Here is an 8,215-nt window from a genome sequence, read left to right as displayed (position 1 = left end):
AACAACCCGAAAAAAACTAAAACAAACCTTATTTTAATTTTAAATTCGAGAATTAAAAAACCAAAGAAAAACAAACTAGTCTTTAATTAAAAGCAAAAACAAAAAAACAAAACCTTTGATTTTGTAGAATTTATCTACTACATTTTCTTATTAAAGAATTCGTCTTACCTAAGCATCTCGAAGAGGCATAGCCCTCGACCTTTAAGGAAAAGTCTGTAAATTATTACTTTTTTTTGACATAACCTCTTCTTTTAGACTCTTAAGGGTAACCCCATGCGACCAGATCACGTGAACTTCTGTTGCCTATGCGCCGCCATCCTATCCCCTACAACCATCCTTTTTGGCCAAGATTCTTTAGATGAAGCGGCTCTTTTTACCAAAAATCCTAACCACATCGTCTGTACATTTTTTGAAGACTGGACGATGGAGAACCCCTCCTCTTCTCTCAGTTCCCATGCACTACGAGAGGATCCGCTATACATTGTAGGAAATACCCACAGTTGGTTTGTCTCCAAACAGCAAAATCCCTCTGATGGAGGGCTTCTTTTGAAAGAGAAAGGAGATCTTGCTATTCAAGATTTTCGCTTTCTTTCCTTTACGGATTGCGCTTCTTCTAAAGAAGACGCTCCCGCTATCCTCCATCAGAAACAAGGGCAGTTATTTCTGAGAAATAATGGGAGCGTAAGCTTTTGCCGCAATCGTGCCGAAGGTTCTGGAGGATCCATCTCCGCCGACGCCTTATTCCTGCAACACAACTATCTTTTCACAGCTTTTGAAGAAAACTCCTCGGCAAAACATGGGGGAGCTATTCATGCCCAAACTTTCTCCTTATCAAGAAACGTCTCTCCAATTTCTTTTACACGTAACCGCGCAAACTTGAATGGCGGAGCGATTTCCTGCCAAAATCTGATTTGCGCAGGCAATGTTACCCCTCTATTTTTCACGAATAATTCCGCCTTAAATGGCGGAGCCATCTGTTGTATAGCCGAACAAAATGCTCCAGAAAAAGGAAAACTTTCTCTTTTTTGTAACCAAGAAACTCTCTTCTCAGGAAATACCGCAAAAGAAAAAGGCGGAGCCATTTATGCAAAACACGTGGTATTGAAACATAATGGTCCTATTTCCTTCGTAAATAATAATGCCAAATTCGGGGGAGCTATTGCTATCCAATCCGGAGGGAGTTTATCTATTGTGGCAGGAGAAGGCTCGGTCCTTTTTCATAATAATTCCTGCCACCACTCCGATCAAGGAACAATACGAAACGCCATTTACTTAGAAAAGGATGCGGTTCTTTCCTCTTTAGAGGCTCACAATGGGGACATCCTTTTCTTTGATCCCATAGTGCAAGAGCTCGCGAGCCACAACTCCCAGGCCACCTCTTCCTTACAAGCAGGCCTTGCTTCCTCGACGCCAAACACTCAAACTCCCATATGCATCCAAACAAATCCCCGCTGCTCGGTAATTTTCTCTGGTGAACGACTATCTCAAGAAGAAAAAACAGAAGCCAATCTGACTTCCAAGCTACAACAGCCTGTTGAGCTGAAATCTGGTCGCCTAGTTTTAAAAGACCGCGCAATTCTTTCCACACCCTCTTTTTCCGAAGATCCCCAAGCTCTTTTGATGATGGATGTGGGAACATCTTTAATCACTTCGTCCAATTTAACATTGACTACGTTAAGTATTCCTCTCAATTCCTTGGATATGAAAAATAGCGTCACCATCCAAGCTCCGAATCTTTCCATTCAAAAAATTTTTCTATCCAATTCTGAAAATGGAAATTTTTATGAAAACGTAGAGATGTTAAGTAAAGATCAAAATGAAATTCCTCTCCTTACTCTTCCTAAAGGGGTATCCCATCCAAATCTTCCCGATGGGAATCTTTCTTCCCACTTCGGGTATCAAGGAGATTGGACTTTCTCCTGGAAATCCTCCGATCAAGGGGAAACACTAGTTGCAAACTGGACAACTAAAAACTACAAACCTCATCCTGAGCGCCAATCCAGATTAGTCTCGAATACCCTTTGGAACACCTATTCTGATATGCAGGCTGTTCAATCGATGATAAATACTATGGCTCATGGAGGAGCTTATCTATTTGGCACATGGGGATCTGCGGTTTCTAATCTATTTTATGCCCAGGACAACTCAGAAAAACCCTCAGATAAGTGGAACCACAGAAGCCTTGGTTACCTATTTGGTATTAGCACACACAGCTTAGACGACCATTCTTTCTGTTTAGCTGCAGGACAACTGCTCGGAAAATCTTCAGACTCTTTCATTACAACCGCAGAAACTACTTCATACATTGCTGCGGTACAAACTCAACTCGCTACCTCTTTAATGAAAATCTCCGCGCAAGCATGCTACAACGAAAGTATTCATGACCTGAAAACAAACTATCGATCGTTTTCCAAGAAAGGCTTTGGAACGTGGCACAGTGTCGCTATCTCAGGAGAGATCGGTGCAGCAATTCCTATTGTATCTAATGGTTCCGGGCTTTTTAGTTCTTTCTCTATTTTCTCTAAGCTGCAAGGATTTTCTGGGAAACAAGATGGGTTCGAAGAGAGTCTGGGAGAAGCTCGAGCCTTTTCTGACAGCTCTTTCACAAATATTTCTCTCCCTGTAGGAATATCATTTGAAAAAAAATCTCTGAAAACGCGAAACTACTATCACTTTCTAGGAGCCTACATTCAGGACCTGAAGCGCAGCGCGGAGTCAGGGCCTGTAACGTTACTCAAAAATGCCGTCACTTGGGACGCTCCTATGGCAAACTTAGATTCGAGGGCCTGGATGTTCCGGCTTACGAATCAACGAGCCCTACACAGGCTTCAGACCTTGTTAAATGTGTCTTGTATGTTGCGAGGGCATAGCTATAGTTACTCCCTAGATTTGGGAACCACTTACAGGTTCTAGCTCCTTATCCAAGCGCTGCCTTTGGATCCTGGTGAAAAGTCTTAGAGATTACTCTCTAAGGCTTTTCATTTTTTATCACCAAAAAGGGAAAAACATTCCCTAACATCTTTTGCAAAAACGTTGCAAAGCCAAAACGTCTGTGAGCTCACTGAGGCCCACTCTTTCTCGGAATGTAGTAAGCAATTCTTCCTGCGCTCTAGGGGAAAATTTTCCTCCAGATCTCCCATAACCCGGGAACGTGTTATCCCAATTTTGCAGCATTAACTCTGCCCATCTCACGCCGCTGTTCACCAAAGCCTCTTCCAACATACACTTTTCTCCTGGAGAAAGTGTTTCTCCTGCGAGGATGTTTTCCCATGGCACTCCGGAGTCATGTACCGCAAGGCCTACAATCAATATTCCATGAGAGCTTATATGCTCCTGCATCCATAACCCAAGATCTGTTAAACTTCCTTTAGCCTCTTCTGCAGCACAACAACAACACAAAAAGCGTTTCAAGCTCTGCCAACAACTTACTCGATGACGCCCCTTGTTCTGATTATAAATCTTAGCCCTCTCGGTATGCTTAGCCACCGTCAAACAAGTTTGCACAGCTTGGAATATGGCCTCTTCAAGAGGCTCTTTGAAAGGAATGTTTTCATCTTGAGATACGTCGGAAGAGCTTCGACAGCAGGGCCAGCAACTTCGTACAGGACAAACCATGTATTCACCTTGAGTTTCATTAATAAAAAAAAACTAAGGTCATTTTACCTGAGAATGGGGGTATTCTTTTACGATTAAAAAGCTTGCTTAGCAGTCCTTTTTTTAACTTCCTAGATAAGAAGAGAGAAAAACGTCTTAAAAAAATTAACATGCTACAACAAGAGCTCTTTACAAAACCTTTCCTTTGCTCTGTGTCCTTTACAAGGAGACTCTTGGCTGGAATACAAAAAACGGAAAGCCGCGAAAGAAGCTCGCGGCAGATTTCAATTAAAACTCTGTAATAGCAACAAGCTCTTGAGCAATAAGAGAAGCAATAGACGCTCGTATAAAATTATTAGGCAAATGTGAAGGAAGATCGACTGTATCCGTCATGATAAAATAATCCATTCCACTTGCTACAATTTTTTCCACAGCATTCTGAGTAAGTAGCCCATGAGTGACTGCTGCGGAAATTTTTCGAGCTCCGTGATCACGACACAATTTAGCTGCCTCCACTAAGGTTCCCCCTGTGGAACTCATATCATCAATGATCAAGATATTTTTACCTTTAACATCCCCCAGCAAGATCATTTTGGTTGTGGTCGGATTAACCCTTTCTTTAGAAATCGAAACGACATCAACGCCAAGCATCTTAGCTGCAGCGGAAGCAAGCTTGCTGGCTCCGATATCTGGAGCAACAATGACAAACTCCTTGTCCTCTGAGACAGTTCTAAAGGTATCGCCTAAAAGCTTCTGCCCATGCAAATGTATCACTTCAACATCATAAAAACCTTCAATTTGTGGAGCATGCAAATCGAAAGTGATGAGTCTCGTTACCCCAGAACGAGCAAGAAGATTCGCAACGAGCTTAGCCGTTAATGGCTGGCCAGTACCAGTGAGCTTATCTTGCCGCGAGTAGGGAAGATAAGGGCTAATTACTGTGATACTCTTGGCTCGTGCGCGCTTCAAAGCATCTGCCATCACAAACGTTTCGAACAAAGTCTCATCTGGACGATTACTGAACGACTGTACAATAAATACATCACGCCCCAAGACATCATCCTGTATCTGTACCCGAAGCTCTCCATCAGGGAATCTCCCTATATCTATATTTCCTGGAGAGGTCCGTAAGAAAGAACAGATCTCTCGTGTTAAACACTGATGCGAAGAACCAGAAAAAATAATCCCAGACTTATGGTGCTTGCGAACAAGGGTATCTGCAGAAAGATTATTCCTGTAACAATTACCGTAACAAGGATTCAACGAGGAAAACAATACACCTAAAATAGCGGTAAAATAATACTTTTTCATAACAATCCATAACTAGTACCGAAGATCATTCCGAACATGAAATGGCTTCGGAATAACTGTTCTAAAGCTTAAATGTGGAAGTAGCCTCCCCCTATGGACAAGGATTGTGTCTAGAAAAGCTCCTTGAACATCGGCCGCTTTCAACACTTGGCAGGATATTATGCTCACTATGTTATTAAAGCTATAGGCGAAAGAACAAAAATTCGGTGGGTCCGCGGAACTTGCACCCAGGCAAACTCAGAAATCTTCTCGAGGGGAAAAGATTCCTCTTTTCTAAGAATTTAGAACAGAGGACTCAGAAAGCTCAGAGTTTTGCAGCTCTGAACTTTCCAATGTTAGAAGATACGATTTAATCCCAAGGATACGAAATGCGTAGTTTGTCGATGACGAGCATCCAGAGAATAATTCATATAAGCTCGGCCTAAATGATGAATATACAATGTGTCATGCACTTCTAAGAAAAAGGCATGGCGAGCTAGAGAAGATCCCTGTATAGGAGTGGTCACTCCATTAGCAAGAATTTCCATATTACAATGGGGAGTTACCCGCCAAATATCTGGTCGATATCCAATATTCATCGTCAATGTCGATGGAGGCGATCTCCGTACATGAGAAACCGCATGCGCTACCACTCCGATGGGAAGAGACATATTATGCCCAGATCCTCGACCAAAGTATCTAGGCAAGGCACCTGTTTCTCTGGAAGCACTCGACCACCCTCCCGACATTTCAAAACGCATAAACCCTGTAAGATCATAGTCCCTAGCTAACTGACGAGTAGGAATGCAATACTCTAAGAAATTATGCTCCGCACCCACAAATGCGTAATAACTGTTGTTATGCCAACGGCATTTCGAATGCTCAAATTTCTGCGTAATGTTGTTGAAATACTGGGTATGCATTCTATGAACAGAATATCCATAGGCACTCTCCCAATACACAACGGTTTCCGTTCCTTTAATATCAATATAGCTCCTTCCGAAGCAGGACAACATGGTAATGTTCCCGGCATCTTTAGAATGCCATAACCGGCTCTTAGTCTGACCATAAAGCTGCCCGAAGGCCACCCCAAATATTCCCCCATTTTCATAATGAGAAGCCGCAACTGCCTGAAAGCCCCCGTACCTAGCGAGAAACCCATCACGATCATCTTGTACGTAATTCAGAATATAGTCGCCTAGGGCCTGAAGGGAGGCAACAAACCCGACATCTCGGGAGACGAAATGTTCTTTCAATCCATTAGTAAATGTTCTTAATGCAGATCCAGACACCCAAATAGAGTTGGGGACCAACTCACCCTTTCTCTGAGGATCCAATGTATAGACTCCATAGTTTGAGGCTGGTCTCCATGTTAAATACAGGGTATTATTCAAATTAGGAGGCACCATGCCTTTGGGGTCTGGAGCCAAAGGTGGTTTTGACCAATCCACCGACCAGGTCCCTTGATATCCATAGTGCTTAGCATCGGCATTATTCAATGTAACGGAGCCTTTTGTAATGTTATTACCATTTCGATTCGAAACCAAAGTTACAAAAGGAATCGTCAGAGAATTCATAAACAGCGGATTATCATATATCTCCGCTTGGTTGTTCATAACAAGGTCTAAAGTGGCGTTGTTTACAGTGACTGTTGTATCCGCGCCTAATTTCGCATTCACATAGTTTGGGGTTAGGAAAGACTCTAAATCGATTCCTAATTTAGATACTGTACAAGTGCTCGCGTTACCCCCCCCTGATGAAACAGCTGATAACGAGGCTCCAGATCCCAGAGTCACCCGTCCTGCCGTTGCAGTAATGGATCCCGTCGTTAATGTTGCTCCTTCCGTAACCACTAATTCTCCGCCCGATACTGTTAGAGTTCCTGGAAAATTAGAAGTAGCGTTGAGAACGTTTAGTTTTTCCGAAGGGGTTAGCGACTCCGCTGTAAAAATAACCGATCCATTTCCAGAATCATTAATCGTAACCGCTCCCGGAGTCGCAGGAGCAGGAGCAGGAGGAGTTGTAGGGTTGTTTTGAACTACCGGATCATGAAAAATAAGCTTGGATAATCCCGAAGCATTCAGAGAAACAGCAGTTCCGTTATCTAATATGCGGATTGCATTCCGCTCTCCAGGCCGATCATTTGTCATATTCCCAGAGAAAATCATGTCCCCGTCTGCGGCATTTAATGTCAGCTTCCCGTTATTAGGAGGATTATTCGCAGGCGCGCTTACACAAATAGCTCCTCCCTCCGCGGCTCTATTTCTTTCAAAAAGAATCGCCCCACCATTTGTACTAATATCAACGGTAGGAGCATAAATAGCTCCTCCCCCTTTCTCCGCCGTATTATTACTAAAGAAAACAGCGTTGTCTGCGATCAATGTGAAAGTTTGTGTTTGAACAACACCCCCTCGTCCTTTTGCGAAATTGTAATCGAAAGTGATCGGGCCTTTGTTTCCTTTGAAAGTGACAGTTTTATCCGGAGAACAAATAGCCCCACCACCTCCTCCTACATCAGCTGGTGTTGGTTGAGCAGCCAGAATCCCCAAATCATCATTCGCAGCATTTCCTCGGAAAAGAATCGCTCCCTCATTATCTTGGAATAACACATCCCCTTTGTAGATCACTCCTCCCCCACAAGAAGCGATATTATCTGTGAAAGCAATTTTTCCTTTACACTCTTTGACTGTAAACGTCGCATTTCCCTGAGCGCCACCATGACAGACTGTTCCGAAATTCCCAGAGTTATTATCGAAATGGAGCTCTTTTTGGATTCTGGAAATTTCCACACTTGTCTCAACACCAAAAATCGATCCTTTCAGAGCGTCGTTAGTAGTCGGAGCAGGGGGTTGTCCTGCGGTAGTAGAAGCTAGAGGGGAATATCTTACGGAATTATCCCAAAAAATTACCTGGTCTACTCCGGAAATGCTAACCTTTTTTCCCGAAATCATTCCTTTCTCTCCAGAAGAAATGTTTTTCGAAAACATAAGGGTAGAAAAATCTCGCAGTGTAACGCTGTCTGTAGCTGAAATAAAAGCACAATCTTTAAGCACTGGACCTTGAGAATCTGTAAATGATAATTCGTGGTTTTGCCCAGTAATCGTAAGATCGTTCCCATTAGAGGAGATAATCGAACCTTGTTCTGCGCCCGCATAGATATTGACAAACGCACAGTCCCCATTCAAGCAAATATCATCTCCTTTAAAAGGAATCGTGACATCGGGGGGCAATACCAAAGGAGAACCCGCTAATCCATATGAATAGGCACACAAACAAGCTAAAAAACAAAACGATGTAGATCTCAAAGAAAAAGGCATTACTAACACTTAAC

4 protein-coding genes are annotated in these 8,215 nt (G+C 42.9%); 1 reads left to right on the top strand and 3 read right to left on the bottom strand.

Annotated features, from left to right (window positions below):
• Positions 1 to 273: 273 nt before the first annotated feature.
• A complete protein-coding gene (locus B6E89_RS04825; protein ID WP_080133245.1) occupies positions 274 to 2,913 on the top strand; it encodes a polymorphic outer membrane protein middle domain-containing protein in 2,640 nt (879 codons plus the stop codon).
• A 99-nt stretch (positions 2,914 to 3,012) separates the two neighbouring features.
• On the opposite strand, the gene B6E89_RS04820 is transcribed toward B6E89_RS04825, so the two are convergent.
• The 3 genes from B6E89_RS04820 to B6E89_RS04805 form a co-directional block, all read right to left on the bottom strand.
• Positions 3,013 to 3,615, bottom strand: coding sequence for a hypothetical protein (locus B6E89_RS04820; protein WP_080133244.1), 603 nt, complete (start codon positions 3,613 to 3,615; stop codon positions 3,013 to 3,015).
• Positions 3,616 to 3,882: 267 nt separating this feature from the next.
• A complete protein-coding gene (locus B6E89_RS04810) occupies positions 3,883 to 4,905 on the bottom strand; it encodes a ribose-phosphate diphosphokinase (RefSeq protein WP_080133242.1) in 1,023 nt (340 codons plus the stop codon).
• A gap of 335 nt (positions 4,906 to 5,240) precedes the next feature.
• Positions 5,241 to 8,201 carry a polymorphic outer membrane protein middle domain-containing protein gene (locus B6E89_RS04805; RefSeq protein WP_080133241.1) on the bottom strand — a complete coding sequence of 987 codons (2,961 nt, stop codon included), beginning with the start codon at positions 8,199 to 8,201 and terminating at the stop codon, positions 5,241 to 5,243.
• Between the last annotated feature and the right edge of the window lie 14 nt (positions 8,202 to 8,215).

This window comes from Chlamydia suis, from assembly GCF_900169085.1.
In the GTDB taxonomy this organism is placed as follows: domain Bacteria; phylum Chlamydiota; class Chlamydiia; order Chlamydiales; family Chlamydiaceae; genus Chlamydia; species Chlamydia suis.
The sequence above is the reverse complement of the archived record's forward strand: the minus strand, read 5'-3'. Positions and strand labels throughout refer to the sequence as shown.

Coding starts and splice junctions, on each gene's coding strand:
- B6E89_RS04825 (WP_080133245.1), top strand. CDS start 274: ATGCGACCAGATCACGTGAACTTCTGTTGCCTATGCGCCGCCATCCTA.
- B6E89_RS04820 (WP_080133244.1), bottom strand. CDS start 3,615: ATGGTTTGTCCTGTACGAAGTTGCTGGCCCTGCTGTCGAAGCTCTTCC.
- B6E89_RS04810 (WP_080133242.1), bottom strand. CDS start 4,905: ATGAAAAAGTATTATTTTACCGCTATTTTAGGTGTATTGTTTTCCTCG.
- B6E89_RS04805 (WP_080133241.1), bottom strand. CDS start 8,201: ATGCCTTTTTCTTTGAGATCTACATCGTTTTGTTTTTTAGCTTGTTTG.